Source organism: Acetobacterium bakii, from assembly GCF_001263355.1.
GTDB classification, from domain to species: domain Bacteria; phylum Bacillota; class Clostridia; order Eubacteriales; family Eubacteriaceae; genus Acetobacterium; species Acetobacterium bakii.
Genome location: NZ_LGYO01000020.1, coordinates 1 through 26273 on the forward strand (window position 1 = coordinate 1; position 26273 = coordinate 26273).

At 42.5% G+C, this 26273-nt stretch carries 26 protein-coding genes; 17 read left to right on the forward strand and 9 right to left on the reverse strand.

All coding sequences use genetic code 11. The features are described 5' to 3' along the window. Positions 1–3: 3 nt before the first annotated feature. The gene (locus AKG39_RS20015; protein WP_160316161.1) at positions 4–168 is read right to left on the reverse strand and encodes a hypothetical protein; all 165 of its coding nucleotides are present in this window, start codon (positions 166–168) and stop codon (positions 4–6) included. 87 nt (positions 169–255) lie between these two features. On the opposite strand from AKG39_RS20015, the gene AKG39_RS08420 reads away from it, so the two are divergent. The 3 genes from AKG39_RS08420 to AKG39_RS08430 all read left to right on the forward strand — a co-directional run bounded on the left by AKG39_RS08420 (position 256) and on the right by AKG39_RS08430 (position 1793). Continuing rightward, a complete protein-coding gene (locus AKG39_RS08420; RefSeq protein WP_050739948.1) occupies positions 256–1098 on the forward strand; it encodes a transposase in 843 nt (280 codons plus the stop codon). Between the two features lie 93 nt (positions 1099–1191). Beyond that, complete coding sequence (locus tag AKG39_RS08425; RefSeq protein ID WP_050739949.1) at positions 1192–1521, forward strand: type II toxin-antitoxin system prevent-host-death family antitoxin; 330 nt, start codon at positions 1192–1194, stop codon at positions 1519–1521. Further along, positions 1521–1793: a type II toxin-antitoxin system RelE family toxin gene (locus AKG39_RS08430; RefSeq protein ID WP_050739950.1), complete on the forward strand. Its 273-nt coding sequence runs from the start codon at positions 1521–1523 to the stop codon at positions 1791–1793. The genes AKG39_RS08425 and AKG39_RS08430 overlap by 1 nt, the downstream gene beginning before the upstream one ends. Before the next feature lie 180 nt (positions 1794–1973). Here AKG39_RS08430 and AKG39_RS08435 read toward each other — a convergent pair whose 3' ends face one another. The 4 genes from AKG39_RS08435 to AKG39_RS08450 all read right to left on the reverse strand — a co-directional run bounded on the left by AKG39_RS08435 (position 1974) and on the right by AKG39_RS08450 (position 3334). Further along, entirely contained in the window at positions 1974–2267 is a 294-nt protein-coding gene (locus tag AKG39_RS08435) for a type II toxin-antitoxin system RelE/ParE family toxin (RefSeq protein WP_050739951.1), read from the reverse strand. Between the two features lie 2 nt (positions 2268–2269). Continuing rightward, positions 2270–2644: an AbrB/MazE/SpoVT family DNA-binding domain-containing protein gene (locus AKG39_RS08440; protein ID WP_242852578.1), complete on the reverse strand. Its 375-nt coding sequence runs from the start codon at positions 2642–2644 to the stop codon at positions 2270–2272. A 187-nt stretch (positions 2645–2831) separates the two neighbouring features. Then, the gene (locus AKG39_RS08445; RefSeq protein WP_050739953.1) at positions 2832–3065 is read right to left on the reverse strand and encodes a type II toxin-antitoxin system YafQ family toxin; all 234 of its coding nucleotides are present in this window, start codon (positions 3063–3065) and stop codon (positions 2832–2834) included. Further along, complete coding sequence (locus AKG39_RS08450) at positions 3062–3334, reverse strand: type II toxin-antitoxin system RelB/DinJ family antitoxin (protein ID WP_050739954.1); 273 nt, start codon at positions 3332–3334, stop codon at positions 3062–3064. The genes AKG39_RS08445 and AKG39_RS08450 overlap by 4 nt, the downstream gene beginning before the upstream one ends. A 442-nt stretch (positions 3335–3776) precedes the next feature. On the opposite strand from AKG39_RS08450, the gene AKG39_RS08455 reads away from it, so the two are divergent. Continuing rightward, positions 3777–3980 (forward strand): transposase, encoded by a 204-nt coding sequence (locus AKG39_RS08455; RefSeq protein WP_126981225.1) that lies wholly within the window; start codon positions 3777–3779, stop codon positions 3978–3980. A gap of 18 nt (positions 3981–3998) precedes the next feature. Further along, positions 3999–4901: a DNA-processing protein DprA gene (gene dprA / locus AKG39_RS08460; RefSeq protein WP_083439476.1), complete on the forward strand. Its 903-nt coding sequence runs from the start codon at positions 3999–4001 to the stop codon at positions 4899–4901. Between the two features lie 121 nt (positions 4902–5022). On the opposite strand, the gene AKG39_RS08465 is transcribed toward dprA, so the two are convergent. After that, positions 5023–5286 carry a type II toxin-antitoxin system Phd/YefM family antitoxin gene (locus tag AKG39_RS08465; RefSeq protein ID WP_050739957.1) on the reverse strand — a complete coding sequence of 88 codons (264 nt, stop codon included), beginning with the start codon at positions 5284–5286 and terminating at the stop codon, positions 5023–5025. Between the two features lie 226 nt (positions 5287–5512). Between AKG39_RS08465 and relB the strand changes: the two genes are divergently transcribed. The 3 genes from relB (at position 5513) to AKG39_RS08485 (ending at position 7490) form a co-directional block, all read left to right on the forward strand. After that, complete coding sequence (gene relB / locus AKG39_RS08470; protein ID WP_050739958.1) at positions 5513–5725, forward strand: type II toxin-antitoxin system RelB family antitoxin; 213 nt, start codon at positions 5513–5515, stop codon at positions 5723–5725. A gap of 1 nt (position 5726) precedes the next feature. Continuing rightward, positions 5727–5987, forward strand: a complete 261-nt coding sequence (locus tag AKG39_RS08475) for a type II toxin-antitoxin system RelE family toxin (protein ID WP_050739959.1) — start codon at positions 5727–5729, stop codon at positions 5985–5987. Positions 5988–6401: 414 nt separating this feature from the next. After that, complete coding sequence (locus tag AKG39_RS08485; protein WP_050739961.1) at positions 6402–7490, forward strand: acyltransferase; 1089 nt, start codon at positions 6402–6404, stop codon at positions 7488–7490. 246 nt (positions 7491–7736) lie between these two features. Here the strand turns inward: AKG39_RS08485 and AKG39_RS08490 are convergent, their stop codons facing one another. Beyond that, positions 7737–8129, reverse strand: a complete 393-nt coding sequence (locus AKG39_RS08490; RefSeq protein WP_050739962.1) for a DUF1428 domain-containing protein — start codon at positions 8127–8129, stop codon at positions 7737–7739. A gap of 389 nt (positions 8130–8518) precedes the next feature. On the opposite strand from AKG39_RS08490, the gene AKG39_RS08495 reads away from it, so the two are divergent. From AKG39_RS08495 to AKG39_RS08505, 3 genes are all read left to right on the forward strand, one after another. After that, positions 8519–9922 carry a DUF1254 domain-containing protein gene (locus AKG39_RS08495; protein WP_242852579.1) on the forward strand — a complete coding sequence of 468 codons (1404 nt, stop codon included), beginning with the start codon at positions 8519–8521 and terminating at the stop codon, positions 9920–9922. A gap of 240 nt (positions 9923–10162) precedes the next feature. Continuing rightward, a complete protein-coding gene (locus AKG39_RS08500; RefSeq protein ID WP_050739964.1) occupies positions 10163–11461 on the forward strand; it encodes an ATP-binding protein in 1299 nt (432 codons plus the stop codon). 130 nt (positions 11462–11591) lie between these two features. Next, complete coding sequence (locus tag AKG39_RS08505; protein ID WP_050739965.1) at positions 11592–13412, forward strand: BCCT family transporter; 1821 nt, start codon at positions 11592–11594, stop codon at positions 13410–13412. A gap of 188 nt (positions 13413–13600) precedes the next feature. On the opposite strand, the gene AKG39_RS08510 is transcribed toward AKG39_RS08505, so the two are convergent. After that, positions 13601–16339, reverse strand: coding sequence for a cation-translocating P-type ATPase (locus AKG39_RS08510; RefSeq protein ID WP_050739966.1), 2739 nt, complete (start codon positions 16337–16339; stop codon positions 13601–13603). A 248-nt stretch (positions 16340–16587) separates the two neighbouring features. Between AKG39_RS08510 and galE the strand changes: the two genes are divergently transcribed. The 6 genes from galE (at position 16588) to AKG39_RS08540 (ending at position 24955) form a co-directional block, all read left to right on the forward strand. After that, positions 16588–17583: a UDP-glucose 4-epimerase GalE gene (gene galE, locus AKG39_RS08515; protein ID WP_050739967.1), complete on the forward strand. Its 996-nt coding sequence runs from the start codon at positions 16588–16590 to the stop codon at positions 17581–17583. A 220-nt stretch (positions 17584–17803) separates the two neighbouring features. Then, positions 17804–18688 (forward strand): metal ABC transporter solute-binding protein, Zn/Mn family, encoded by an 885-nt coding sequence (locus AKG39_RS08520; RefSeq protein ID WP_050739968.1) that lies wholly within the window; start codon positions 17804–17806, stop codon positions 18686–18688. After that, complete coding sequence (locus AKG39_RS08525; RefSeq protein WP_050739969.1) at positions 18685–19452, forward strand: metal ABC transporter ATP-binding protein; 768 nt, start codon at positions 18685–18687, stop codon at positions 19450–19452. The genes AKG39_RS08520 and AKG39_RS08525 overlap by 4 nt, the downstream gene beginning before the upstream one ends. Position 19453: 1 nt before the next feature. Continuing rightward, positions 19454–20314, forward strand: coding sequence for a metal ABC transporter permease (locus tag AKG39_RS08530; protein ID WP_050739970.1), 861 nt, complete (start codon positions 19454–19456; stop codon positions 20312–20314). Beyond that, a complete protein-coding gene (locus AKG39_RS08535) occupies positions 20311–20736 on the forward strand; it encodes a Fur family transcriptional regulator (RefSeq protein ID WP_050739971.1) in 426 nt (141 codons plus the stop codon). The genes AKG39_RS08530 and AKG39_RS08535 overlap by 4 nt, the downstream gene beginning before the upstream one ends. A 130-nt stretch (positions 20737–20866) precedes the next feature. Next, on the forward strand, positions 20867–24955 hold the full coding sequence (locus tag AKG39_RS08540; protein WP_050739972.1) for a PEP/pyruvate-binding domain-containing protein: 4089 nt from the start codon (positions 20867–20869) through the stop codon (positions 24953–24955). 13 nt (positions 24956–24968) lie between these two features. Here the strand turns inward: AKG39_RS08540 and AKG39_RS08545 are convergent, their stop codons facing one another. Beyond that, positions 24969–26273 (reverse strand): glycosyltransferase, encoded by a 1305-nt coding sequence (locus AKG39_RS08545; protein ID WP_050739973.1) that lies wholly within the window; start codon positions 26271–26273, stop codon positions 24969–24971.

The following is a 26273-nucleotide window of genomic DNA, read 5'->3' on the forward strand; positions in this document are numbered from 1 at the left end:
ATTTCAAATACTGCCAGTATCATTAGCGTGTACTGGCAGTACTCTTAGCGTGAAATAATCAGTCAGCTTGCGAATGGCGGTGGTTTTTCCGCAGCCGACATCGGCAGTGACAATGGCAAAGAGCTGACGCTGGGCCGCAAACGAAACGAATGCCTCGGTGCCTGACACCAACTTATAAACTTGTTTACATTTAGAATTGGATGTAGTAAAATATTAAAAAGAGTAACAAAATCAATTTTGTTAATGAGGGTAGTGATGGGGAGAAAGCCAAGAGTGGAATTTGCGGGAGCAATCTATCATGTCATAAAAAGAGGAAATAACAGAGAGTATATCTTTCGCGAAAGAGAAGACAAAGAGAACTTTTTAAAATGTTTGGAAGATGCCAATGAAAACGGTGTGTTTAACCTGTTAGGGTATGTGATCATGGATAATCACTATCATTTAATGATCGAAATAAAAGAAAAGCCCCTGCATAAAATTATGCAGAAAGTGAATAATACCTACAGCAAAAACTACAACAAAAGGCACAAACGAACGGACCATGTTTTTGGCGGAAGATACAAAGCTATTTTAGTAAACGATGACAAATACCTGTTAACTTTACTGAGATATATTCACAATAATCCGGTCAGAGCGCTCATGTATAAAAACATCGCTGAGTACAACTGGAGCAGTGACCAATGCTATCGAAATAACATTAGAAAGCATGTCCATATTGATAAGATCTTAAATATGTTTTCTAATAACCGTAAGACAGCACTGGCAGAATATGAACGATTCATGGATCAAAAAGAGCCGATCATTAAAGCCTACGACTTCTATGAAGAAGGGCATCTTATCGGCGCATTGGAAACGAAAAATAATACCAGTTTTATTGGGAACCAAAATACTGAACATGAGACATTAGATGAAATTTTAAGACGTGTGGTTGCCAATGAAGAAGCGTTTCTACTGATTAAGTCAGGATCGCGAAAAAGAATGTTAAGCAATTACAAAATCAGTTATGTAAAAGCGGCGGTGGAACAGGGCTATACCTTTAAAGAAATAGGTAACAATATTAAAGTATCAGCGGTAGCAGTGAATAAAATGGTGCAATAAATACGTTATATTTATCAATGTATTTACACGTTAATATATTGACAAATATAACGTATTTATATATAATGTCAGTAAAGAAAAGAGGTGTTTGAAATGATTAATAATATTTCTGTAAGTAATATATTAAATGCGATTGTTCCCATTTCTCGATTTAACAAAGGTGAAGCCAGCAAAATTTTTGATGAAGTTAGCGCAGGCGGATTTAAAATAGTCGTAAAAAATAATAAACCTACTTGCGTATTAATTACTCCTGAAAAATATGAAGAAATGATGGAAACCATCGAGAACTATTATTTATTTATTGAGGCTGAAAAAAGAATGAAATCAGCAAGTGAGTCTGATTTTATCAGCCATAAGCAACTCATCAAGGATTTTAATATCAGCGAAGAAGAACTTGAAGATGTTCAAGTTGAAATTGAATAATGGCTTGGGCTATTGAGTATTTTAAGGAAGCTCAAAAGGATTTAGCAAAGATTGATCATTCGCAGAAATTGCAAGTATTGAAAGCGATTGAAAAAGTTTCTCAGAATCCGCTTCCAGATTATGAAGGTGGTTATGGAAAACCATTAAGTAATAATGACACGACTAAACTTGCAGGTTATTACAAGATCAAATTGCTTAAACTGGGTATTCGCATTGTGTATGGTCTTGGTGACGGTACCTGTCACTTAACTCATCAGAATTTAACTTATTGAGAATTTACGTTGTTTAAATGGAGTTCATTTCACAATTGGAAGATAGCGCGAACTAATATAAATTGTTTCAATAGACTGCATAATTGACGGTGCCTGTGAAAACCTCCGATAAACGGTCATAAAGCCAACGTTTTCCGATATCATGCATGATTATCTTATTTCATGAAAGAAGTGACATCTTTATTTCAAGTATCGTTTTAATTCTTGATAAAAGTTTTCTCGTGTTCCGGCCATGATTACAACAACGATATCACCATTCTCTAGTTGAGATATGCGGTAGGCGAGTTCATAGTTAGTCCGGTTGTGGTATAAATCAAGACAATTAAGACCTTTTAAGTCACCGGTTTTAGCTTCGCCAATATCAGGGTTTTCTCGGATACTCATAATCGCAGCTTTGAAAGCATTTTTCAGTGGTTTATCTTTGAGCTTCTTAAAGAATTTTTCTGCTATTGGTGTGTAGATAACTGGAAGCATTTTTAATCCTCCAGTTCATCAGTTCCAAAGATTGCATCAGTTGGATCACTATAGTTTTCTGCGGATGCTTTTGCAAGGGCGTCAGCTTCTTCTATGATTTTTTCGATAGCGGGTCGAACCTGATGGGTAACCTTTTTAAATTCAGAAAGCAATTTTTCTCCGGCATAGCCTTGGCTAATTAAATCGGCAAGAATTTCTTCTGAGAAGGCAAGATCATCTTTTTTAACAGGGGTAAGGATAAGCATTCCATTTGAGTAAATGCAATCAAGCTCTTTTGTCAATCCAAGAGCTTCATAGTACTTAGCCGGGATTGTAATTTGACGTTTTGAAGAAATGTGTATTCGTCTTTTTTCTATTGGCGGATTGTTTTGTTTCATTCGTGAGTTTAACATAAAAGTAGATTCCTTTCATAAAAAGTGTGAAAGCTTGGTTTCCTTACTTAAATTATACGCTGGTTATATTCAACTGTCAACTGTCAACTGTCAACAGACAATAAACAAAAGGTGCTGGATTGAAGAGGTGTTAATTCGCGTTGCCTGGGTGACGGTCACTGTCACTTTGAACTTAACTTATTGAACTTAACTTGTAAATAAGTAACCAGTCAGGTTGGATGTGGCACTCTCTGTAACCTACCCAATTGCCAACTAATACATGGTCTTTATATTTTTCAGGGAGTTTTTCACCTTTTGTTAAAGTAGAGATCACCTGCTGTAATAATTCTGGATTACGCCCTCTTTTTATTAAGTCTTTGTAGTCTTTTTTAAATCTAGAAGTGATTACAATTTTTAGTTGCTTCAACTGTTTAATTCCTTAAAGAGTTCTTCTACATTGGAAAATCCCTTTATTTTTGGATCATTCAGTAAGCTTTCACCTTCTTCAATAGCAGTAAGGGTTTCCGTGTTTGGGGCTTCGAGTTTTATTTCAAAAGGTATTCTATGTTCTCGGATAGATTGTCGCAAGAAAATATTTACTGCTGTTGTCATATCCAATCCAAATTCTGCAAACAACTGCTTTGCTTGTTGTTTAATATCATTATCCATTCGGATATTCATACTTGTTTTAGCCATAATTTAAACTCCCTCTATTATTTGCATTAATTATAGCACCATATGTGCCTGATGTCAGCACAACAGGCGTGAATTAGAATAGCGTTGGAATCATGAGCTGCAAAATACAGAAGCCCCTCCTCGCTTTCCAGCAAAGCAAAGCGGCGTCTCTGACATGATTTCTCTGAACAACATCCTTTATAATCACCGTAAATATAAAAATATACAACAAGTATTTCGACTATAGTCGAATAGAATTTGATTTAATGGATTAAAACTGAGTACAGTCGGATAAAATGCGAGATGCGGTGCCCGGGAATCCTCCAAAAATAAAATTTGAGGTGCGGGGGCCAATGCTGTTTCACTTAGTTAAATACTAAACTAACTATTCTGTATATTGCAAACGATGACACATTCTGATAAAATAGATCCATGGAGGTGATTTTTATTGGGAAGAAAGCCGATGATTGAATATAGCGGCGGTATCTATCATTTGATTCAGCGGGGAAATAACCGGGAATTTATCTTTGAACATAAAGAGGACAAGGCGTTTTATTTAGAATTGGTGAGAGAATGCCAGAAAATAATGGGTTTTGAATGTTATGGCTATGTGGTCATGGGCAATCATTATCATATGATCATCAAAAGGCATGAAGTACCGATATAAGAGGTATCTGAAAAAGGCATAAAAATCCTTAGCTATGTTGATTCTCTTTACCCAGGTATTGCAAAAGAACTGGCTGAGGCACCGATTGTTTTGTATTATAGAGGGACGCTGCGGGAAAATAGCGGCGGGATTGGTATTGTCGGCTCGCGGCGCTGTACGGGTTACGGAAAAGAGGTTGCCATAGAGGCGGCCCAATATTTGGCACAACACGGCATTGCAGTGATTAGCGGTTTGGCCAAAGGGATCGACGGTTATGCCCATACGGCCTGTTTGAAAGCGGGAGGATACACGCTTGCGTTTTTAGGAAATGGATTGGATGTTAACTACCCCAGGGAACACCGCGAACTGCAGGCCAGTATTGCGGAAAATGGGGCAGTAATTTCGGAATACCTGCCAATGATAAAAGCCAGACCTGAGCATTTTCCGCGAAGGAATGCCTTAATCAGCAGCTGGAGTCAAAAACTTTTGGTGGTGGAGGCGTCAACGAAAAGTGGCGCACTGATTACCGCAGCGCTTTCAAAAACCCTAGGCCGGGAAGTTTTGGCACCGCCTCATGAACTTCATCGTTTAAATGGAAAAGGAACGAACGGCTTGCTGCGGGACGGCGCAACACTCTATTTGGAACCAGCGCAGTTATTATTTAACAACTGTTCGGCAGGCAGTGATGTAGGGTTTGATTTTTTAGAGCACTTGGAAATAATCAAAAAAGGTGAGAAGATTATCAAAGGTTATTCACTAAAAAAAAATCTGACTTTGGCGGAACAACAGATACAAATCATTTTGATGGACTCCGACAAAACCATACAGGAGCTTGGCGACCTTACTGGCATCAACCAGATATTACTGATGGAGCATTTGTCGATCATGGAGTTGGAAGGTTTAATCGAATCTTCGGCAGGAGGGAGATTTAAATTAAAATAGTGGCCTTGCCAATGCCGAGAATAACCATCGACCGGTTGCTTTTCTAGATAACAAAAAGGCAAGCCATTTTATCATGACTTGCCTTCTTTAATCTTCATATCCTTTATCCGAGAAGGTTAGATTACTCATTTGCCATCTCCTCTAATTCTGCCATCGATTTGGCAGCCACTTTACCTTGTCTGACTTGCTCCATGCTGCGATCAATCATATCAAGATACTCAGCATTTCGAGCTGCTCTCATAATTTCGTTGTATTTTTCAAGACTTATGATGACAACATTTTTTTCATCTTTACGGGTCACAATGACAGTCTCATTTTCATCGGTTGCTTTATCACAATAATCTTTTAACTTACTACGAATCGTTGAATAATTTACTGCTAACATTTTTCTCACCCCTTTTGTTTAATTGTACTATTAATGGTACAATTAATTGTACCGTTATTGGAGCCATTTGTAAAGTATTATATTTTAAGTATGTCCATCTCCGGGTGACGGTGCCTGTAACTTAACTTGAACATAACTTATTGAGAATCCAAAATCGATATTGACAAATAGAGAATGTAGTAATACAATGTATTACAAAAATAAGTTAATTAAGAGGTGAAATAAAATGAGTACAATCTCTGTTCGACTTTCTAAAAAGGAAGATTTGCTGGTTAGAAACTATGCTAAAATGCATGGTCTGTCTGTTTCCGACTTAGTTAGAGCTTCGGTGATCGAAAAAATTGAGGATGAAATTGATTTAAAAACTTTCGATGAAGTCCTGAATAAGATTGAAAAAACCTATTCTCTTGGCGATGTAAAGAGAGAACTAGGGTTATAGGATGTTTATTGTTGAATTTTCTGATGCTACACTAAAAAAATTAAAAAAAATGGATCGCTATCAAGCGTCGATCCTAATTGGATGGATTGAAAAAAATCTTGAAAATTGCGATAATCCAAGGATTCAGGGCAAACCTCTGACGGCAAACCATAGTGGAAAGTGGAGATATCGTGTTGGTGATTATCGGATTCTTGCACTCATAGAAGATGAAAGAATAAAAATCGTTATCATTGATATAGGTCATAGAAGCGAAATATATTAAAAGTACATGTGACTGTACATGTGAAGACCTTCGAAAAAGGGCTTTTCCAGTTCCCGGTTGGTTCAGCACGAATTATATGCTTTACATGACTGTTAAAACGAAAGAAAAATGCAGCTTGATGTTGGCTGTTGGAAAGACAGTAGAAACGATGCGATTTATTGATGGTGGGTATTCCAGGGGAAAGCAAGTGTTTGAGAAAGGCATTGAGATCATTAACAATGGTGCAATTTCAAGCGAAATAAAATTATCGGAAAGGGTACTTGCATAGGCGTTAACTATACTGATGAGAAAGTATATATTAAATTGTCAAATGGGTCAAAAATCTATTTAAATTAAATTTTAATATTCCCACCAGTTGAGGAATTTGTGTTAATATAGTTATTGTTTACGATAACTATATTAACTGGGGGGATTATGAAGAATGCAGTAGTACGTCAATCTAACTTTGAACTATTAAGGATTATTTCAATGCTTATGATAGTCGGTTTGCATTATTTTAATGGAGATATGGGAGGAGCGTTAAGTCAATTAACGCAAACAGATTATAACTATTATGTTACTTATTTTTTTGAAAGTATGTTTATCGTAGGGGTAAACACATTTGTTTTAATAACCGGATATTTTCAAATTAACAAAAAATGCGTTCAGATTAACAAAGTGATAGAGCTGTTATTTATAATGACCTTCTATGGACTATTTTTTTATTCTATTGCTTTAATACTAGGATGGCAATCTTTTTCAATTGTCGGGACAATTAAAGCCGCGTTCCCAATTCTTATAGGACTAAAATGGTTCATAAAAGTATTTATAATTTTGTATTTATTGATTCCTTTCTTAAATGCTGGATTAAATCAACTTACCAAGAAAATATACCAGACGTTTTTAGTTATTATGTTGTTTTTCTTTTCTTTTTACCCATCATTTCTTCCTAACTCTCCAGTTACAGATAATGGGTATGGGATTATAACATTTGTTTTAATGTATGCTATTGGTGGATATTTAAAAAAGTTTTATGAGCCAAATGGTACGAAATCCATATATTTTAGTGGATATATATTGTGTGCTACAATTACTTTCGCCTTTAGCCTGTTTGTTGTGTTAGTATTGGGAAGGGATAATAGTCAAGTGTGGGGTTATAATTTTATTTTTAATGTGTTTGGATCAGTTTTGTTGTTTTTATTCTTTTCCAAGTTAAACATTAAATCAAAAAAAATTAATTATGTTGCATCTTTTGTTTTAGGAGTCTATTTTATTCACACTGACCCAGCACTTAATGATTTTGTTTATGGAGGATTATTGCAAACTCAAAATTATTGGTTTAGCCAGTGGTTTATAGTGCACGTTTTATTGTCGATCCTATTTGTGTATGCGGCTTCAACAATAATTGATATTGCAAGAAAGTGGTTGTTCGATAGGGTAGGCAAGGTTGTGATACCGTTTTTTAAAAAACATATTCCTGTTTTATGGGGGGAAGTACCTATTTCACAGAGACAAGTGCCGTAAATACGCAATTGGAAGATATTACGAACTGATTTAAATTGTTTCAATAGACTTTATGCGCTTTTCCAGTTACCGGTTGGTTCGCATTTGGCCGCTAATGCGTCAATGACTGCTATGCATCTTGATGTATTAGTCTTAATATAGTATTATATTTGTACTTGGACAATGAATTATCAAATCGTTATTTATGTTCTCACTAAACTAAAAAGAGAAAGTCCAGACACCTTGCAATGGAATAAATCATTATTGCTATTCAGTTACTTCTTTTTCCTTACTTAATAGATATACAAGTGTTTTGAATCCGCCATAGGTCATGCGCTTTTCATTGAAGGGCATTAACTCACCCATTTCCAATGTATCATTCATTTTCGGATCTGCCATAACAGCGGCCATTACCTGATCGCGATGTTCCTTGGACTCATACACAATCCAGGAAAAAATTACAGTCTCCTGGTCCAGGGTTCCTGCAATTTGGGTGAAGGGAACCACTTTTTCTTTATTTAAGTCATCCCCGATACATTCAACATAGGCAAGAGCACCATGCTCCATCCAAATTTCACCGCCTTTTTCAGCCATTTTCCGGTACTTTTCAATATTTTCACATTTAATTGGGATCACAAAACCATCCACATACTTTTCCATAAATTAACCTCCTTGTTTTTTTCTTTCAGTGGGTCAGCAGGGCTATGGTATCTCTTCTTTTTAGTTTAATGAAAACACAGATTTATGAAGGATCCTTATCTTCCAGTAATCAAAGCAATTTTCACTAATATTTTAATACCCCCTCTTTGATTGCTATAAACAGTTTAAAAACCTTGACGGTGTCAGATGATTATTTCACGCTAAGAGTACCGCCGGTGCACGCTAATGATACCGGCAGTAACAGACATGTTGGCAACTGTCTGTTTTTTTATTTGTTTATTGAAAAACCTTGATAAATATATTGAATTAGTGTATAAAAGAAATAAATGGTAAAATTAGACATGTTTTTTGAAAAGAATGAATGGTAATGAAAAGAAAGGAAATTTATAATGAAAAAGATCACCAAGCTGTTATTGTTATTCCTGGTAATAACCTTGGTTACTGGTTGTACAGCCAGTAACAGTGAAACGAAAGAACAGAGCCAATGGGAGACTATCTATGATGCCTACGTATATGCCTTTCCGTTAGTGCTGGTCAATGCCACTATGGAAAAGATGACCAATACGGTAGAGCCAACGACGACCCAGGCGCCGGCCAATCAGTTGTTCCACAGTCATAATCTGGCCAATGCCAGTGCCAAAGATGTGGTCACCCTCAATACCGATACCCTCTATTCTCAGGCATTTTTGGATCTTTCGGAAACTGCAATGGTTTTTGTGATGCCCAAGGCCGATCGTTTTTGCTCCGGGGAGATCATGGACGGTTTTACCAATGCGGTGAAAATCACCGGCTCCGGCAGTGACAATCCTGATCAAACGGCTTTTCTAATTACCGGGCCGGATTATAATGGCGAAATTCCTAATGGCCTGACCCAGGTAGCGATGCCAACAAATATGGCCTGGATTCTGTGCCGGGTGCTCAGCTACGGCGAAGCCGATCTTGATAATGTTTATGCCATTCAAAATAAGATGCAACTGCTACCATTACAAAATTATTTGTCAGGGGAAGCCGATATTCCTGCCAAAGGAACCTATACTGAGAGCAATAACTTTATCCCGATTGAACATGTTTTGCAGATGTCCCCGGCTGATTTCTTTAATATGGCCAATCAGTTAATGGTTGCCAATCCCCCCGCCAATGCTGATCAGACCATGATCGAAAAAATCAGTGCGGTGGGAGTAGGACCGGGCCTTAAGTTTGATGAAGCGATTCTGGGGGATTCCGGCCAGGAAAACTGGACCGAGATGATCAATAACCTGTCGACAACCCTTTTTAACGACTCCCAGGATTTCCTGGTTCAGATGAACAACTGGAGGTTCTTTGGGGAACCGGTGGCAGAATTTGGCACCGAATATGATTATCGGGCATTGATTGCCTTAAATGGTTTGGCGGCTAATCCGGTTTCAGTGGCCATTTACCCCAATACCAATACCGACAGCGATGACGTTACCTTTGACGGCACAAATCATTATGTCATTCATTTTGACAAAGATCAGCTCCCGCCAACCAAAGATAAGGGGTTCTGGTCGATCACCGCCTATGACAGCAATAATTTTTTGATCGATAATCCGATTAACCGATACAGCATCAATGACCGCAGCGCCGTCACCTATAATCAGGATGGATCGCTGGATTTGTTGTTGCAAACCCAGGCACCATCAGATGCCGCTATGGCCAATAACTGGTTGCCGATTTCGGCCGACAATTTCCATTTGTATCTGCGGATTTATCTGCCTCAGGAATCAGTGTTTGATGGCAACTGGCAACCGCCGATGATAAAAAAGGCCGAATAGAAAATGACAGGTGACGGTGCCTGAACCTATTGACTTTTATTAGCTGGTCTTACTTCAAATAAAGAAAGGAAGCACTCCAGGGGTAATAATTTACTCTATACTGGGCGGTGCTTCTTTTCTTTATTTGAGTCATTTATCAAGCCATAGTCGGCTTCGGCGTGGTGACCATGCCTGATGATTACGAAATATGTAGACTTAATACAGATATATGGTACAATAAATATGAGGTGAACACATTATATGGAACGTAAGATTGAGAAATACTTAATTAAATGGAAAAACAGCTCAAGAAGAATGCCACTTCTTATTAATGGGGCGAGGCAAGTTGGTAAAACCTATAGTGCACTTAACTTTGGAAAGACATTTTACCGAAATACAGCTTATTTTAACATGGAAAATTCGACTGAAATAACGGCTATTTTTGAGCGTGATCTGAATCCCGAACGGATTGTCAGAGAATTATCGGCAAAAATCGGCCAGTCAATTTTCAAAAGTGAAACACTCATTATTTTTGACGAAATCCAATCTTGCGAACGCGCTCTGACAGCATTGAAATATTTTTATGAGGAAGCGCCGGAGTATCATATTATTGCGGTCGGCAGCTTGCTGGGGATTGCTTCAAATCGGGAAAAATATTCTTTTCCGGTGGGCAAGGTGGCTATGATCACCTTGTATCCCCTTGATTTTGAAGAATTTCTGTGGGCAACGGCCAATACCGAAATTTGTAATCTCATTCGGGAAGCCTTTGAAACATGCGCCCCCATGGCCCTTCACGAAACGGCCATGGATTTGTATAAGACATATTTGGTGGTTGGCGGGATGCCCTGGTCAGTTTCGGAATATATTGTTACGAAGGACTTTGATTTTGTGATGGTTGCGCAAAAGACCCTTAATGACTCCTATATTGCGGAAATGGCGAAATACGCAACACCCCATGAAACCACTAAAATCATGGCGGCCTGGTCAAGTGTGCCTGGTCAACTTGCCAAAGAGAACCATAAATTTCAATATAAAATTATTAAATCCGGCGCCAGAGCTTATGATTATGAAATTCCGCTGGACTGGTTAAAAGCGGCCGGTATTATTAATAAGTGTTGTCACGTTCATGAAGGTAAGATGCCACTGGCGGCTTACGCCGATAATAGTTCATTTAAATTGTATATGGCGGATACCGGTCTGTTGTGTTCGAAATTTGATATCAGGGCAAATATAATTTTGGATAACCCGTTGAGTTTTTATGGCGTTAGGGGTGCTTTAACTGAAAACTATGTGATGCAGGCGCTGGTCACCAACGGGATTGATCCCTATTACTGGAGTTCGCCGGGAAAAGCTGAGGTGGATTTTGTGTTTCAGGATCGAAAGGGAAGTATCATTCCCCTGGAAGTAAAATCGGCTGAAAATGTAAAAGCCAAGAGCTTGAAATTATTTATGTCATTGTATCAACCGCCTTATGGCATTCGGGTTTCCGCCAAAAACTTTGGATATGAAAATAACATCAAAAGGATACCGTTTTATGGCATTTTTTGTTTGACAACCTAGTCGGCTTTTTAAGCGGAGGCCGGTGTCTGACAGTAATGCTCGAAAGTTTTAGTACGAAAGTTTAACGACGTCAATGACCTGGTTGTTGATGCTTAATTTGTAAAAAAGGAAACATTCGAAAGGAAAATTTATGAATGACGAAAAAAAAATAGAATTGACCAAACGAAAAGTACTGGCCAACAAACTGAAAAAAGCCGAAAAAGCAGCACGGGTGAAGGCCATAAAAAACAGAAAACCTTTTAAAGGGCTGCAAATTCGTCCGACCGTGTCATTATTTGATGATGCGGATCATCAGGAACCAGGAGAAAAAAACTGGAAGGGTCGTGGCTTCGATATCCATCCCCAGGTAACAATTGTTTCAACCATATTGTTAGTTTTATTTATCGCGGCAACCCTTATCTTCCCGGGCCGCGCCGAAGAAACATTTAGTGCCATTATGAGCGGGATTACTAAAAATGCCGGCTGGTTTTTAATTGCCGTCGCCAATGTTTTTGTTGTCGCCGCATTATATTTTGCTTTTGGCCGCTATGGGAAAATCAAAATAGGCGGTCCGGAAGCGCAACCGGAGTTTACCAAATCGGCCTGGTATGCGATGCTGTTAAGTGCCGGGACGGGAATAGGACTTATCTTTTGGAGTGTCGCCGAGCCCATTTCACACTTATACTCACCAATGCCAATGTTTGGTGGTTTAACGCCCGGGTCTCCGGAAGCGGCCCAGGCGGCGATGGCCGTCAGTTTTTTCCACTGGGGAATTCATCCCTGGGCGATATACGCCATCGTGGGCTTGGCACTGGCGTTCTTTGCCTATAATCGCGGTTTACCGTTAACCATTCGGTCGGTTTTTTATCCCATTATCGGTAATAAAATTTATGGTTTTTGGGGGAATTTAATCGATATCCTGGCTGTTTTGGCTACCTTAACAGGACTGGCTACTTCTCTGGGACTCGGTGTAACGCAGATCAATGCCGGCTTGAATCACTTGTTTGGCATATCAATCAGCGTTCCCGTTCAAGTCGGTTTAATTATTGGAATAACGGCGCTGGCCACCATCTCGGTTGTTATCGGGCTTGATGGCGGTGTTAAACGTCTCAGTGAAATTAATATGGTCCTGGCGGGAGTGTTTTTAGTGTTCATTTTAGTGGCCGGGCCAACGGTTTATATCATGAGCGGCTTCACCCAGAATATCGGCTACTATGTGTCGAATTTTATTGAGATGAGCACGTGGACGGAAACATTCAGAGACTCCAACTGGCAGGGTGCATGGACTATTTTTTATTGGGCCTGGTGGATTTCATGGTCACCATTTGTGGGCATGTTCATCGCCAGAATTTCAAAAGGTCGAACGGTTAGAGAATTTATTTTGGGCGTCATGTTTATCCCTTCGCTGTTATCCTTTATGTGGATGTCGGTATTTGGCGGAACGGCCATTTTTCAAGAAACAAATGGCCTGGCCAATATCGCTGTTGATGGTAAGATAGACGCTTCCATGGCATTATTTAATATGCTGGATGCATTGCCGCTTAATAGCATCTTATCGGTTGTCGGAATTATTCTGATCACCGTATTCTTTGTCACCTCTTCGGATTCCGGTTCTTTGGTTGTTGACCATTTGACATCCGGCGGAAAGTTGGATTCTCCGGTACCGCAGCGAATCTTCTGGGCGGTGATGGAGGGTGTTGTTGCCGCGACTTTACTGATTGGCGGCGGCTTAACGTCGTTGCAGACTGCTTCGGTGATAACCGGATTGCCATTTGCCTTTATTTTAGTGCTGATGATTTATTCACTTAATGCTGGACTGAAGCAGGAATATGAAGTGGAAGAGAGTGTCCGTAAAAAAGTGCGGGAAGTACGCGAGGATCATATTATCAATGAAGTGATCACTGCGGTTGTTCATGATCATGCCTTGGTTGAGAAAGAGAATGATAAAACGCCAGGCATCAAGGAGTCTTAACGAAATCAGGTGCCTTATTCATTGGATAGTAGTAATTTAGGATAGTGCGGTTTCAGAAGTTCTTTTAATATCGCTAATAACAATGTCTCAGTGACAAAAAAACCAGGGCAATTTTAAATTGCCCTGGTTTTTTGGGTTCTTAATCAATTCATAAATTAATGGCATTTTTTAATCGGTTTGTGAATGCATCACCGGTATCCGAGTTTCTTAATGATTAATTTATAAATTTCCATGACTAATAAAAGCAGTAAATCAAGAGCGAAAATCACACCCCATTCAAAAAACGAAATGGGTTCGATCTCAAGAATTTGCTGCATAAAGGGCAAATGCATACTCAGGATATGGAGTCCCTGGGCAGCGAGTACCCCAATGACTAAGATGTAATTATGACTGAGCGGAACTTTAAATGCAGAAACGCGTTCGGAGCGACAATTAAAGACATGAATATTCTCCATCAATACCATTGCCAACAGCACAATATTTCGGGACTCGATGACACCCCAGCCTTGGACGACAATTAGAAAATACCAGCACCCAAAGGCGATTGATCCCATGGTGATACCGGAGATCACAGTTTGACTGATCATCTGGGGATTAAATATCTTCTCATCGGTTTTTCGGGGGTTTCTTTTCATGGCCCCGGGCTCGCCATCTTCAAAGGCCAGGGCGACTCCCTGGATGCCGTTTGTAACCAGGTTAAGCCAGAGCAGCTGGACAGCCGTTAAGGGTAACGGCAGCCCGGCAAATATAGCCGCCATAAACAGAGCAACTTCCGCCGCACCGGTTGAAATAAGCAGATAGATGACTTTACGGACGTTGTCATAGGCGAATCGCCCTTCTTCCACCCCGGACACAATGGAAGAAAAATTGTCATCCGTTACAATCATCGAACTGATTTCTTTGGCAACATCCGTGCCGGAGCCCATGGCAACGCCAATATTGGCCCGTCTTAGGGCGGGGGCATCGTTGACGCCATCACCGGTAACCGCCACAAATTCTTTCTCCTTAATCAGAACTTCGACGATTTCCAGTTTCTGGGTGGGTGAAACTCTGGCAAATACATGACTTGAATTAACCAGAGTTTTAAATTCAGAATCGGCAGAAGACCCGGCTTTACTTAATTTCCGGCCGGTTACCACGGCCTCATCCGGTTGCGCGATGCCCACCTCGGTAGCAATGGCCATGGCCGTTTTAGGATGGTCACCGGTAATCATGATCACCTTAATTCCAGCCTCCTTACATTCGTTGACCGAATCGATGACTTCCGGGCGCAGGGGATCAATGAACCCAACTAACCCCCTAAAAACCATTTTAGGCAGATCGCTATCTTCATACTTGTCTTTTTTCTCATAGCCCGGATGTTTCGCCCCGGCTACCCCTAATACGCGGTATCCCTGAGCGGCCAGCTCTTCAGCCTGTTTTTCAATCTTTACAGTATCAAGGTCAACGGTTTTATCCTGATCCTCCATTTGATGACAAAATTTAAGAATTGTTTCAACCGCGCCTTTAACAGCAATAAAAGTCATGTCTTCTTGCTGATAAAAGGCCGCCGAAAATTGATGTTCCGATTCATAGGGTATGATTTCCAAAAGCTGGTTTTGTGATTTTACCTCATCAGGGGATATCCCGAGTTTATAGCCCAACGCCAAAAAAGCCACATCCATGGGATCCCCGAAATGAATCCATTCGCCATTTTCCCGGGTCAGTGAGCCTTCATTCGCCAGCATAAACAGAATAGCAAGTTCTCTTAAACGGTTCCGCTCCTGATCCGAACTGTCGCCTTTATGGATCGGAGAAAAATCCCCGTCGCCGTTATATCCCTGGCCTGAAATTCGAAAGCCTGGCCCATCCGGCAGAAATACCAGTCGGGCGGTTTGTTGATTTACGGTCAGGGTTCCGGTTTTATCGGTTGCAATCACGGTGCAACTGCCCAGACTTTCCACCGCTGGAAGTTTTCGGACAATGACGTTGCGTTTTGCCATTTTGGATGCGGCAATGGAAAGAGCCACTGTCAGAGCAACCGGAAGACCTTCCGGAATCGCTGAAACAGCCAGGGCCAGTACCACAAAGAAGATTGAGGCAAAATCAAGACCCTGGAGTCTCAAAAGAACTGCTAAAAAAACGCTGATTAATAAAACCACAATGCTGATCTGTTTGGTGAATTTCTCCATTCTCATGACCAGCGGAGGCTTGGCGCTTTCTGACTCATTCAGATGCTCAGCAATTTGACCCACTTCAGTGTTTATTCCGGTACTTACCACAATCCCGATGCCTCTGCCTGAGGTAATAATTGAACCGGCATAGGCCATATTTGCCCTTTCAGTGATGCCAATATTTTCCGGCAGCCGGCCTGCTTTTTTGTTTGCTTCGATGGACTCTCCGGTTAAAAAACTTTCATCGGAGGTAAGGTTATTAGCCTCCAGGAGACGCAAGTCCCCGGGAACCTTATATCCTGATGCCAGCAAAACGATATCTCCGGGAACAAGGTCTTCGGATGAAAGCTCAAACTCTTTATTTCCCCGCCTGACTCTGGCCGTAATCTTTAGAAGATTCTGCAGGCTTGCGGCACTCTTCTCAGCATTGTACTCCTGGTAGGCACCTAGGGTACTGTTTAAAACAATTACCAAAAGAATGAAGATTGCATCCTTGGCATCGCCTAAAGCCAGGGATAAAATGGCTGCCGCAATCAGAATGAAAATTAAGGGATTCATTATTTGATGAATCAAGATGGTCCAAAGAGGGGTCAGTTTTTTTGTGGGCAACGCATTGGTGCCGTAAATTAACAGACGATTGGCTGCTTCCTCTGGTTCGAGTCCGGTGTTATCACTTGCTAATTTTTCGAAAACAACCTCTTCTTCCAGAGTATGCCAATTTTTATAATTAAACGTTTCGCTTTGCGATAATTTTTTCTTTTGATTATTAGGCATTAAATCCTCCTCCAAATCAGAATATCTTGCATTTTCTTTAGATACCCTAATTCGTTAGGATTCAACATTATCATGATAACCGGATCAAAATTTTGACTGGATAATGCCAGGCCAAGGTTGACGGTGCCAGATTCAATAATCAAGCAAAGCTTTTGTTACACTTAATCTTTGCAGATAAAGCCAAGTAAAGACTCACACGATTAAAATATGATATAATGAAGCCTATGATTACAAGGAGGTAATATTTAATGCAAATTTTAGTTGCCGGCGGTGCCGGTTATATTGGCTCTCACACCTGTGTTGCCTTATTGGAAGCAGGTCATGATGTTATTGTTGCCGATAATTTTTCCAACAGCAAACCGGTGACTCTGGACCGGATCAAAGCGATATCCGGAAAAGACCTTATTTTTTATGAGATTGATGTGACCGATGCGGCTGCGGTGGAAACTGTTTTTGCCAATCATGTTATTGATGGTATCATTCATTTTGCCGGATTTAAAGCGGTGGGTGAATCGTCGGAGCAGCCGTTGGCCTATTATTACAATAATCTGGTCAGTACCATGGTACTGGCCAGAGCCTGTGAGAAATACGAGGTAAAACGGTTTGTGTTCAGTTCATCGGCAACGGTGTATGGGGAGAATGCGATTCCTTTTGTGGAGACGATGTCGCTGCTGCCCACCACCAATCCCTATGGTGAAACCAAAGCCATGAGCGAACGGATTTTATCGGATGTGGCCAGGGTGCATGCGGATTGGTCAGTGGTGCTGCTGCGGTACTTTAATCCGGTGGGCGCCCATAAGAGTGGTTTGATCGGGGAAGCCCCCAACGGGATTCCCAATAACCTGGTGCCTTATATTGCCCAGGTGGCCAGGGGTAAGCTAAAAAAGCTGCGGGTTTTTGGAAATGATTATCCCACCCCGGATGGTACCGGTGTGCGCGATTATATTCATGTCTGTGATTTGGCTGAAGGCCATGTGGCGGCACTGGATCACCTCAGTGAAGGCGTGCACATTTATAATCTGGGTACCGGTCAGGGTACCAGTGTCCTGGAATTAGTCAAGGCCTTTGAAGAAGCCAATGGTATGGCCGTGCCATTTGAAATTGTTGAGCGGCGTCCCGGGGACATTGCCGAATGTTACGCCGACACCTCGAAAGCTGAGCAGAAACTTGATTGGGTTGCCAAACGCGACATTGTCGATATGTGCAAAGATGCCTGGCAGTTTGAAAAAGGATTTAAAGAATAGTTGGAGCGGGGACCGCAGTCGTTAAGGCGCAGCGGCTGCATTCCATCTGTAATATCGATGCGGTTAAAGGCATATCGAGCGGATCGGAAAAGAACGATTGGCAACTGCTGAAATCCCGTTGATAAGGGCCAGTTTTCGTTGACATTAATGAAAAATAGGCGTACAATAATGATGCAAATACAAATCATTTGCATCATTATTATATTAAGGCGGTTAGAAAATGAAAAAGCTGAGAATTGTTCGTGTTTTGATTGGATTAACCCTGGCAGTTTGTATTTTATTAGCGGCAACAGGCTGCCAGAGCAGTGACACCGCTCAATCAGCCGGCGATGGCGAAAAAAAGGTGATCGCCGTGACGATTGTGCCGGAGAAAACATTTGTTGAAGCGGTTTGCGGCGATCTGGCAGAGGTCGTTACATTGGTTCCTCCGGGCAACAGTCCCGAAAATTACGAACCGACGCCTCAGGAAATGGAAAAATTCAGTCAGGCAGCCCTCTATTTTTCGATTGGGGTGCCAACTGAAGAAGCCAATATTTTGCCAAACATCGGCGATGTAAAAGTGGTTTCATTGCAGGAAGCGGTTAAGGCTGTTTATCCGGAAAGGTTGTTTGAATCCGGCGAACGGGATCCTCATATCTGGCTTTCACCTAAGCGGGCGGCAGTTATGGTGGAAACCATTGCCCAGGAAATGATTGCTTTGGATCCGGATAATCAGACGATTTATGAAAAAAATGCAGCCGCTTATCTGGCCCAGTTAAAAGATGTGGATCAGTCGATTGCAGCGGCCCTGGCACCGGTTCAGAATAAGAAATTTATTGTGTATCACCCGGCGTTTGGATATCTGGCGGATGACTACGGTCTGGAAATGGTCGCGCTGGAAGAAGAAGGAAAAGAGGCTACTCCGCAGCAGCTTCAGTCAATCATCGACCTGGCGAAGGCTGAAAATATTAAAGCTATTTTTTATCAGGAAGAAATTGACAGTAGCCAGTCCCAGGCGTTTGCCGAAGAACTGGGGGGGAAAACCATTCAATTGGCACCCTTGGCCGCTAATTACATTGAAAATCTTCAGAATATGGCGAATACCATGGCAGAGGTCATGAAGTGAGAAAAAAAGTAGTACATGTTGATCATTTAACGGTTTACTACGGACAGACACCGGCTATAGCCGGTGTCTGTCTTGATGTCTATGAAGGCGAATATTTGGGGATCATTGGACCTAACGGCGGCGGCAAGACGACCTTGCTGAAATCGGTTCTGGGCATCGTCCCACCGACGGAGGGAGCAGTGGAAATTTATGGGGAATCGATCACTAAAAATAGAACGTTGATGGGATATGTGCCTCAAGTTGCCTCTTTGAATAAGGCATTTCCGATGACGCTGTTTGAAGTGGTATTAAGCGGACGCATTAAAGCGGGGATCAGGCCCTTTTTTAAGTATTCCGAGGAAGATAAAGAAATCGCCTTTCAGTTGCTGGGAAAAGTTGGCATCGAGGATTTGGCGAACCGCCAGATCTCCCAGCTTTCCGGGGGAGAATTTCAGAGAATGCTGATCGCCAGGGCGTTAGCGGTTAAACCAAAGCTATTGCTGTTGGATGAACCTACCGCTAGTGTGGATGCGGCTTCCCGAGAACAAATCTTTGCCCTGCTGGAGGAATTGAATAAAGAAATGACCATTATTCTGGTAACCCACGACCTGCTGGCGATATCATCCCATGTCGGACAACTGGCCTGTTTGAACACGACGCTGGTCTATCATGGGGAACCGGAATTGACCGAGGAAGTGGTTAATCATCTGTATGGATGTCCGGTTGATCTGATTGCCCATGGGGTTCCCCATCGGGTGCTTAAAGAACATGGCGAGGGGTGCTGACATGCTGGATGCATTATTTAAATATCAATTTTTGCAGAATGCCGTTTTGGCGGGGATTCTTGCCAGCGTTGTCTGCGGCCTGATTGGCGTGATCATCGTTGAAAAAAAACTGGTCATGATGAGCGGCGGTATTGCCCATACTGCCTACGGCGGTGTGGGTCTGGGTTATCTGCTGGGTTTCGAGCCCATCATCGGCGCGTTTGTTTTTTCAGTGTGTGCGGCGCTGGGAATTGGTTATATTAATAAAAAAGGCGGGGCCGCAGCGGATGTTGTGATCGGCTTATTCTGGTCAATGGGCATGGCCCTGGGGATTCTCTTTATTGCCTTAATGCCGGGATACCCGCCGGACCTGAGTTCCTACCTTTTTGGCAGTATTTTATCGGTGACGCAGGGGGATCTCTACCTGATGATCGGCTTAACGCTGGTGGTTGTTTTTATTGTGGTTGTTTTTTTCAATCACTGGAAAGCCTATTTATTTGATGAGGAATTTGCTTCTATTTTAGGCATCAATACCACCCTGTTGGAATATGTCCTGCTCGTTCTGGTGGCAATGACAGTGGTTGTTCTGATTAGGGTGGTGGGAATCATTCTGGTGATTGCCTTGCTGACAGCCCCGGCGGCTTCGGCGGGAATGCTGAGTCTGAATTTCCGGAACCGGATGATTTATGCCATCATCATCGGGGTGGTTTTCTGTTTAGCCGGGATGTGGATTTCCTATGAAATGAATATTGCCTCGGGAGCGGCAATTGTTATTTTATCGGTCACATTTTACTTTTGTTTGTATGTGGGTCGGATGGTAAAAATTAATATGAAAGAGAAAAGTCGGAAACGAGAACGTCTTGAAAATGAGGTAATTAAATGAAAAAGATGACGATTCAGGAAGATTTAAAGGAAAAGGGATTAAAGTCTACCAAGCATCGTATGGCTATTCTTGATATTCTGGTGAAAAAGGATCATCCCATCTCGGCTGAACAAATATTTTTTGAAATCCAGGAAATGGATGTCGCCATTAATTTGTCAACGGTGTACCGAAATCTCGAGGTTTTGGTGGAGAAAAGTATGGTCACCAAATTGACCTTATCCGGCGATAATCGTTCGGTTTATGAGTATAATCGAATGGTTCACCGCCACTATCTGATTTGTTTGGGGTGCAAGAAAATACTGGCCATTGAGCATTGTCCCATTAAAAAATATGAGCAGCAAATTGAAAGTGAAACGGACTATAAAATTGTGGGCCACAAGCTGGATCTTTATGGTTACTGCCCGGAATGCCGAGAAAAATAATCGATTGACTTTGTGAAACATGACATGGATAATAAAGGTGAAAACAAATGCAGCCATCCCATTGTGATTAATTATTCAAAATTATCGAAACGTGCTTTTCGGTTTATCTTGATTTTTAGGGAGGTATAAAATGGCAAAAATATTTTCTTCCAAGGCTTTAGAGGCCAATCTCAACCAGACCCGGGAAACCGTTACCGAGATTCCGGTGGCCCAGCAGTGGTTTGGGGAATTGTCGCAACCTTATTGGGGGATTTATAAACGGACCCAGGAATTTCTGGTGGAGCTCAATCACCGGTATCGGAATAATCAATATGTGATTGAATCCCTGCAAACTATTTGCCTGGGGGATTTATGGCTGTATCAGTCGCTTGACGAATCCGAGCAGGCCTTTGGCATCCTGGTGGATATCATCCGGTCGGTTTTACAGTCTAAACTGGAAGACAGCCAAAGGGAACTTTTGATCCAGATCCTGATGCGGTTTATGGACCGACTGGGAAGTCTGGAGGTGGTTCCCAAAAAGATTGTGAATCAGTGTATCGATGTCCTCAAAGAGGACATTGTGCCCCATGAACTTTTATATGTGAAAAATTCGGATCTTTTCAAAATTCACCTCGGTAAAATCGTCCGATATCCTGACTTTGCTCTGGCGTTGCAGGAAATTGTGGCGGGTTTATTGGATACATGCATTGATTACTGGGATGATACCGCGTTGGCCGAAGAGTGGTTCGCTTCCAAACAGCCGTTGTTTCATTCCATGAAGGCTGAAGCGATTAGGGGTATCGGCCATGCTTTTTTTGCCGGTCTCCGGGCGGAAAGAAACCAGGCCTCCGATTGGGCCAGTCTGATGAAGCTGATGTTTTACAATGACATTGCTAATCATTTCCGCAGCTTTTCAGAAAAATTTCCCACTCATCTTGAAACCATCTACTATCTTTATTATCTGCTGCATTTACCGGGAATGTATAATTTGAAGGACCATCTCATTTATGACGTCAACCGTAATCTGCGCAATATCTTTGACGAACTCAATTCCGACGATATCACCGATTTTCTCAATACCATCATGGCCGAATTTCAGGAACTCAAGCTGTATCATGGGGGGACTGTGCTGGACTGCATTCTCACGCTGGGCAAGGAGATTATCCATACCGGGGATACGGCGCACATCGATTATTTCACCAATTGTTTGATTAAGCTGGGCTTTAACTATCCGGGCAAGCTGAGCCTGAACGCCGATTGGCAGATTGAAATCGATGCCAGTCATGTAAAAAATATCCGGGTTTGGCTGGAACTCATTGAACAGAACCCCCGGTTAATGCGGGAGCTTCTGGCGGCGCTGATTGTGAACCTTAAGCTGGGTGGCATTTTTATTTCCGATACCGATCTCTTTCAGCGCGATATTACCCAGCTGCTCAATTCCGACATTGGACCTGTTTATCGCAAAATCAAGCAGCTGGCCCGACTCTTTCCGGTTTATTTCCGGGAAATCGGAGCTGAGGGTGAGCTGCGGGATGCTACCACCCTCATTGATGAATTGTCCAAGCGGGAAGATGGGCTCATTCATTTTTTCCGCAAGCAAATTCATATTGAAAGCAATAATACCCACATTGAGCTGACCCGCAGAATCATCAATTACTGGTACGACGGGAATAAGGAACCGCTTAAGGATATCATCCCCCATGAAATCTTCGTGAGTCTGGATGAGCGGGATGAATGGTTTATTAAGCCCCATGAAACCCTGCAGCAGCTCTGTGAAATCCTTGCTTCCAGTCCCGGAGAATTGATGCTGCTGGATATTGAGGTCATTAAAGATAGTCTCTCGAAGCTTTCCAAAGCGCCTAATAATGATGTCATCCGCGTCGGCTATATTTTTGAGGCTTATTTTCTGCTGCTGGAAAAGTATTCCTTTGAATTTGAGGATGTTCTCTCCATCCTTAAGCGGTTTGGCCTGCACATCACCGGGAACCTCAAAGAACTGAAGAAAAGTCTTAAGAACAACCAGAAGGAAGAGTCCATCCGCCAGATTTATAAGCTCATGCACCATCTGAAAGCGATTATCCTGGATCCCAATGAAAGCGAGGCCTCGGAAAATATTTACTATAAACGTCATATTGCCGCCGACATCCCTTCCATGTACGGTGAATATATCGAGCCGAAGTTTGATGCCCTGGGCCTGATGTACCGGCTTGAACGGACCGTGGCCAAACTGATGACCCAGGTAACCCAGCCCTTTAATGCTGAATATATTACCGCCAGGACCTTTCGCCGGATTTATAATATTCTGGTATTATTTAAGGATGGTTTGGAGCTGGACGGCATTTACAACCAGGGGTTGAATTCCCATCTGGATATGTTCCGGTTCGGGCTGGCTTCGCCCAGCTTTTCGATTGATCAGTACATCAATATTTTTCAGTTTTTGGCAAATGATGTCAAGCAGATTATCAGTGAGTATTTCTTTGATTTCTTTGAAAGCGCCATGAAGCTGATTATCCCTCAGGTGCTGGCATCACGGGAGATTGCGCTTACGGGCGACAGTCGGAAACTTTATCATATGGAATCTGAAAAGTTTCTCCGGGACAATCTTTCGACCGCTTTTCTGGTTCAGGATTTGGATAATTTTATTACCGATACCATCAGTGTGATGCGCAGCATGATCAGCAATTATTCCCGAACATTTATTGAAAGCATGATGACCTATGATCCGGACCTTTCCTTCAGTCTGTTAACCCAGCGGACCAAAAAAATTGACAATCCGGTCTTTCTGGGGGCCAAGGCCTATTTTCTGAAAAAACTCATCACCTATAATTTCCCGGTGCCCCCGGGCTTTGTGATAACTACCGAGGTCTTTCGGCACAAGGATACCATTGACGGTCACCCGGACATGAGGCGCGATATGGATCATCTTATTGAAAGCCATATTGCCATGATTGAGGGGCTGACCGGCCAGCATTACGGAGAACCCGGCAATCCGCTGTTTTTCTCAATTCGGTCCGGTTCGTCGATCTCTCTGCCCGGGGCTATGAAAACGTTTTTAAATGTGGGCATGAATGATGACATTGCCGAAGCGTACAGCCGGATGAATGGCTTTGGCTGGACGGCCTGGGATTGCTATCGCCGTTTCCTCCAAAGCTGGGGAATGGCCTATGGGATTGATCGGGACATTTTCGACCAGGTCATGCAGGACCATAAGCAGCGCTGGCAGGTGGATTTAAAAATTCAATTTACCAATGAGCAGATGAAAGCAATTGCCTTTCACTACAAAAAAATATTGGCGGATCATCAGGTGCAGATTGAAAGTGATCCCTTTAAACAGTTAAAGCAGGCGATTCATTCAGTTTTGGATTCCTGGTCCTCTGAAAGTGCCATTTATTACCGGGAACATCTCCAGATTGCCGAAGAATGGGGAACCGCCGTCATCGTTCAGAAGATGGTTCTGGGTAATCGTTCCGCTAAATCCGGCACCGGCGTGGTCTTTACCAGCAGTCCTTTTAACGGCTATTCAGGGGTTAATCTGTATGGCGATTTTGTCCTGTGCAGCCAGGGCGAAGATGTGGTTTCGGGTCTTGTGAATACGCTACCCATTAGTGAGGAACAACGAAAAAATGATTATAAGGACAGCAATTTATCATTGGAATCGGGATTTCCGAAAATTTATGAGGTCCTTGGCCGATATGCCAGCCGGCTCATCGAGGAGTATGGCTTTGTCCATCAGGAGATTGAATTCACCTTTGAATCCGAAGCGCCGGAAGATTTATATATTCTCCAGACCCGTAACCAGAATCTGAAAAAGCAGGCGTCTTTTTCCACCTTTATCCCATCACCCGGGGAAATGGAACTGGTGGGTCACGGCATCGGCATGACCAGCGGGATCCTGTCGGGGTTGCTGGCCTTTGATATGGATGATATGAAGGCTTTAAAACGGGATCATCCGGAGGCTTCAATCATTCTTGTTAGACCGGATACGGTGCCGGATGATATCCCCCTGATCTTTGTGTGCGATGGTCTCATTACCGCCAAAGGCGGGGTGACCTCTCACGCTGCCGTGGCGGCAGCCAGTATCGGTAAGGTCTGTATTGTAAAATGCATTGGTCTGGAAGTCTATGATGCCGAGAAAAGATGTACCATCAACGGGCATAATTTTAGCGCGGGAGACTGTATTTCCATTGACGGCAATCTTGGCAACATTTACAAAGGCAGCTATGAAATCGGTTCGATCTGATTGCAAACTCGGGTTAAAAAGTCAAAATAATTTTTGCCGCATAGTCCGGCCCGCGATTTTTTGAAAATTGACTCCAGTGGGCCAGATTTGGAGACGCTTGACCCAGAACCTGGCCTAAAGCATTTAGCAGCTGCTCCTTTGTGAGCTGATTGGGATTCAGGGTCACGCCCAGGTGATTTTTCTCGGCATCGTAGGCGATGTTAAACTGATCACTGGAAAACGGCAGAATAATCATCGGTTTGCCATAATATACGGCTTCGGTAAAGGTGTTGCAGCCGCCATGGTGAATGATGACATCCATATGGGGGATGAGTGCCTTTTGGGGAACAAATGGCTGGACGATCACCTTGCTTGATGAGTACTTTTTTAGATTGTCGGTGTTGCTGCCGGCGGAAACGATGCACAGGGCTTCGGGGTCGAAGGCCTGGCAGCCTAAAATCAATTGTTCAAGGACATCCATCCGACTGGATAAAAAGGTGCCCAGGGTAATGAGTATTTTAAGTTGGTGGGGATTGTTCACCTTTTTCTGGAAGTCGGGGTTTAAGGGTTCATCTTCAAATGAATGCCCCATATAAATCTCATGGGGGTTATGGGTTGCTTTTTCTTCCTGATTAAAATCAAAATAATTGTAAATAACCGCATGGCTGGAAATCAGCCGAAATGCATTGTCCACTGATGAGGGCGGCCGGTGCTGCTTGTCAATAATCTGATTGAAAATATGGGTGAAGTCTTGTTGCGTCAGCAGCGAGGCTTTTTTTAGGGCGTTTAATTTTTCAGGATCTATCACAAAGCTGGCAGGCCAATTTTGGGGTACACCATAGTATTCGCCGGGTCGGGGTATGGTTTTAGGATGAGGCGGGCAGAAGGTAATGTAGGGGAGCTGCAAACAATGCAGACTCAGGGTTGTGCCATAGGATAAAATATCCACTACCCACAAATCGACGGTACCGGTGGGGTTCAGGGTTTTTATTTGTTCCATTTGAGACTCTGGATTGCCGAGCATATCCAGCCGCCGATGCTTTGTCTGTGTGATCAGGGTTTCAATGGGCCCTTCTTTTGTGGCTGCGAAAAATTCTTCCAGCCTTTTTCGCTCGGATTCCGGCTGATTGGTGTCCCGGGCTGTGCCGGTGTTCTTATTGGCACTCAGATTGATTTCCTGAAATTCCAATCCGGCGGCAGCAATGGGGGCTTCGAATTCCCGACTGCATCCGAAAGTGACCCGGACTCCGTGTTTTCGAAAACTCTTTGCCAGGGCCAGCAGCGGCATAAAATGGGAATAAAACGGGGGACTTAAAAAGAAAACATGTTGATAGCGCAT

Excerpts from the sequence above, each read along its gene's own strand:
- AKG39_RS08420 (WP_050739948.1), top strand. The coding sequence starts at position 256 with ATGGGGAGAAAGCCAAGAGTGGAATTTGCGGGAGCAATCTATCATGTC.
- AKG39_RS08425 (WP_050739949.1), top strand. The coding sequence starts at position 1,192 with ATGATTAATAATATTTCTGTAAGTAATATATTAAATGCGATTGTTCCC.
- AKG39_RS08430 (WP_050739950.1), top strand. The coding sequence starts at position 1,521 with ATGGCTTGGGCTATTGAGTATTTTAAGGAAGCTCAAAAGGATTTAGCA.
- AKG39_RS08435 (WP_050739951.1), bottom strand. The coding sequence starts at position 2,267 with ATGCTTCCAGTTATCTACACACCAATAGCAGAAAAATTCTTTAAGAAG.
- AKG39_RS08440 (WP_242852578.1), bottom strand. The coding sequence starts at position 2,644 with ATGAAACAAAACAATCCGCCAATAGAAAAAAGACGAATACACATTTCT.
- AKG39_RS08450 (WP_050739954.1), bottom strand. The coding sequence starts at position 3,334 with ATGGCTAAAACAAGTATGAATATCCGAATGGATAATGATATTAAACAA.
- AKG39_RS08455 (WP_126981225.1), top strand. The coding sequence starts at position 3,777 with ATGATTGAATATAGCGGCGGTATCTATCATTTGATTCAGCGGGGAAAT.
- AKG39_RS08465 (WP_050739957.1), bottom strand. The coding sequence starts at position 5,286 with ATGTTAGCAGTAAATTATTCAACGATTCGTAGTAAGTTAAAAGATTAT.
- relB (WP_050739958.1), top strand. The coding sequence starts at position 5,513 with ATGAGTACAATCTCTGTTCGACTTTCTAAAAAGGAAGATTTGCTGGTT.
- AKG39_RS08475 (WP_050739959.1), top strand. The coding sequence starts at position 5,727 with ATGTTTATTGTTGAATTTTCTGATGCTACACTAAAAAAATTAAAAAAA.
- AKG39_RS08485 (WP_050739961.1), top strand. The coding sequence starts at position 6,402 with ATGAAGAATGCAGTAGTACGTCAATCTAACTTTGAACTATTAAGGATT.
- AKG39_RS08490 (WP_050739962.1), bottom strand. The coding sequence starts at position 8,129 with ATGGAAAAGTATGTGGATGGTTTTGTGATCCCAATTAAATGTGAAAAT.
- AKG39_RS08495 (WP_242852579.1), top strand. The coding sequence starts at position 8,519 with ATGAAAAAGATCACCAAGCTGTTATTGTTATTCCTGGTAATAACCTTG.
- AKG39_RS08500 (WP_050739964.1), top strand. The coding sequence starts at position 10,163 with ATGGAACGTAAGATTGAGAAATACTTAATTAAATGGAAAAACAGCTCA.
- AKG39_RS08505 (WP_050739965.1), top strand. The coding sequence starts at position 11,592 with ATGAATGACGAAAAAAAAATAGAATTGACCAAACGAAAAGTACTGGCC.
- AKG39_RS08510 (WP_050739966.1), bottom strand. The coding sequence starts at position 16,339 with ATGCCTAATAATCAAAAGAAAAAATTATCGCAAAGCGAAACGTTTAAT.
- galE (WP_050739967.1), top strand. The coding sequence starts at position 16,588 with ATGCAAATTTTAGTTGCCGGCGGTGCCGGTTATATTGGCTCTCACACC.
- AKG39_RS08520 (WP_050739968.1), top strand. The coding sequence starts at position 17,804 with ATGAAAAAGCTGAGAATTGTTCGTGTTTTGATTGGATTAACCCTGGCA.
- AKG39_RS08530 (WP_050739970.1), top strand. The coding sequence starts at position 19,454 with ATGCTGGATGCATTATTTAAATATCAATTTTTGCAGAATGCCGTTTTG.
- AKG39_RS08535 (WP_050739971.1), top strand. The coding sequence starts at position 20,311 with ATGAAAAAGATGACGATTCAGGAAGATTTAAAGGAAAAGGGATTAAAG.
- AKG39_RS08540 (WP_050739972.1), top strand. The coding sequence starts at position 20,867 with ATGGCAAAAATATTTTCTTCCAAGGCTTTAGAGGCCAATCTCAACCAG.
- AKG39_RS08545 (WP_050739973.1), bottom strand. The coding sequence starts at position 26,273 with ATGCGCTATCAACATGTTTTCTTTTTAAGTCCCCCGTTTTATTCCCAT.